This is a genomic window from Lysobacter antibioticus, assembly GCF_000731095.1.
GTDB lineage: Bacteria > Pseudomonadota > Gammaproteobacteria > Xanthomonadales > Xanthomonadaceae > Lysobacter > Lysobacter antibioticus_B.
The window spans coordinates 1-2,562 of sequence record NZ_JMTZ01000150.1 but is presented as its reverse complement, the minus strand read 5'-3'; the positions used below and the strand labels follow the sequence as shown (position 1 = coordinate 2,562).

The 2,562-nt window shown below is 67.5% G+C and carries 2 protein-coding genes; both read right to left on the bottom strand.

The annotated features are described in order from the left end of the window. Positions 1-379: 379 nt before the first annotated feature. Positions 380-931, bottom strand: coding sequence for a DUF2939 domain-containing protein (locus tag EX88_RS0122690; RefSeq protein ID WP_031374264.1), 552 nt, complete (start codon positions 929-931; stop codon positions 380-382). Positions 932-1,088: 157 nt separating this feature from the next. Next, positions 1,089-2,258 (bottom strand): MFS transporter, encoded by a 1,170-nt coding sequence (locus EX88_RS0122685; protein WP_051885454.1) that lies wholly within the window; start codon positions 2,256-2,258, stop codon positions 1,089-1,091. Between the last annotated feature and the right edge of the window lie 304 nt (positions 2,259-2,562).

Below are 2,562 nucleotides of genomic sequence, written 5' to 3'. Positions count from 1 at the left end.
CGGCGCGCAGGGATGCGCGCCGTTTTTCATCGGGACAGGGATGTCCCGTATGTAGAGCCCTGCGCATGCACCGCTCGTGCGGGCCTGTGATTCAAAAGAAAGCATTTTTCTTTGGTTAGCTTTCTTTTGTTGCTTTTGACAAAAGAAAGTAACCCGCCGCTTTAGTGGCGGAAGCTCTTGGCGTTTGATGTTGATCTTGCTTGAAAGAGGCGCCGCAAGACCATCGCAGCGCGGTCGTGGCTTGTGACCGAAGGAAATCCAGTAGGACGCCGCTCCTGCCCTGGGGCTGCCGAAAGCGCCTCGCAACGCCTCCCTCGGGAGGCGCCGTCCAACTCGCTGCGGCCCGCCCATTGAAGGTTATCGCCGCCGGCGTCCTGGTTCAGGGCAGCATCTTTTCCAGAGGCAGGCGCACGTCGGTGACCCGCCACTTCAGGCCGTCGCGGGTCAGCACGAACACGACCGGATCGCCGTCGGCGTTGTTGACCGTAGCGGTGAAGCGCGATGGCGATTCGAAGCGATAGCTCGGGTGCTTGAGCGGTTCCGCCGGCGGCACTTGCGCATAGGCGTCGCGGCGCGGCGCCGACGGATCGAGGCGCCGCAGCAGATTGCGGCCTTCGAGCACCGCACCGATGCCGACCGGGGTGGCGATCGCATCGACCGCGGTGCCGGCGACGCCGCTGGCCAGGCTCAGGCCGAGCGCGCCGAACAGGCTCGACTGCGCCTCCGGGCCGGCGCGACGGACGATGTAGTCGTCGACCTGCGCCTTCAGGCTCAGGCGCAGCGCGGCGAAGTCGACATGCTTGCTGAGCTCGCCGGCGTTGCGCTCCTTGACCGCGCTGCGGATGGCGTTGACGGTGAGGAAGGGCCCGGCGGCGACATAGCCGAGCAACAGGACCAGGGCCAGGACCAACAGAGCTATCCATTTCTTCATCGCGGCGATCCGGGTGACGGACCGCCAGAGTAACGGCCCTGGCCTTACCTTGGCTTAAGAGACCGGGAGCGGGCTGGAACTAACTGCTTCTCCGAGAGGTGGCAAACCTCATGAGCCCTCATCCCGACCCTCTCCGTGAACGGGATGGGCGCGCCGCTCAGGCGGTCTCGGCCGGACTTGGATCGCGGGCGTAGCGTTGCGCGGCCAAATGCAGCGCCAGGGCGGCTACCGAGCAGACCGAGCCGGCCATGAACGCCGCCGTGCCACCGCCGTGCTGCCAGGCCAATGCGGCCATGCCGGCGCCGAGCACGCCGCCGATGCCGCCGCTGAAGCCGGACAGCATGCCCTGCGCCGAGGCCATGTCGCGGCGCGCCGGGAACAACTCGGCCATGCGCCGCATGCAGCCGGCGTGGAACGCGGCGAAGCTCAAGGAGTGGCCGGTCTGGGCCAGCGCCATCCAGGCGAAGGAATCGGCGAACCAGGCCACCATCACCCAGCGCAGCGCGGTTGCGAAGATGCAGGCGGCGATCAGGCGATGCGCACCGAAGCGCTGCACCAGCCGCGGCGCCTGCCAGAACATCAGGATCTCGCAGACCACCCCGATCGCCCACAGCAGGCCGACCGCGAAACCGTCGTGGCCGTGCGCCTGCAGTTGCAGGGTGTAGAACACGTAGAAGGGACCGAAGCTCAGCTGCACCAGCAAGACCGTGCCGAGCAGCCGGCGCGTGCCCGGTCGCCGCCACAGGCGTTCGCGCGGCGTGCCTTCGAGCGGCGCCGGCGAGGGCGGATCGGCGCGGTGCAGCCAGGCCGCGGCGGCGGTCAACACCAGCCACGGCAGGCTCAGCCAGACGAAAGCATCGTTGCCGAGCCGGTCGAGCAACCAGCCGTAGCTCGCCGCGACGATCAGGAAGCCGACCGAGCCCCACATCCGGATCTTGCCGTAGTCGTGATTGCGCGTGCCCAGCGCGTTCAGGGTCATCGCCTCGAACTGCGGCATGACCGCGTTGAAGAACAGCGCGAACGCGCCCATCACCACGAACAACATCACGCCGCCGTCGAAGCGGGCGAAGCCGGCGAACATGGCCAGCGCCAGCAGGCAACCGGCGACCAGCCAATGCCCCGGCGCCCGGCTGCGCGCCACCTGCCGCGCCCAGGTCGGCGGCGCCAGGATGCGCCCGCCGTACCACAGCGCCAGCATCGCCCCGACCGCATAACCGCCGTGACCGTTGGCGCTGACCCAACGTCCGATGTAGGGCGTATAGGCGCCGAGCATGCCGAAGTAGCCGAGGTAGAACAGGGCGTAGCGGCGGAATTCGGCGGTGGACACGTGAGGCTCGGCGAGGCGCGGCGGATGCCGCTCACGATACCGGAAGCGGTGCGGGATTCGGTTGCCGCGGGGCGCGGTTTCGGCAGATTTTTTGCTAGGCCAGGCGGGGCGATGAGGTCTCGGATCGATAGGCCTGACCTTAAGGGCGATGAGGATCCGAGGCATCGCAGTTTCTTCGGTCGCGGCTTGCGCCGCTCCTACCCAAGAGCAGCGACGCTAAGAGTTTTGCCGTTGCTGTGCGTCGCATTGCACTCGCGAAGGCTATAGAAGACCCGGAGGGCGGCCCGCATGGATGCGGGCCGTT

Coding starts and splice junctions, on each gene's coding strand:
- EX88_RS0122690 (WP_031374264.1), bottom strand. CDS start 931: ATGAAGAAATGGATAGCTCTGTTGGTCCTGGCCCTGGTCCTGTTGCTC.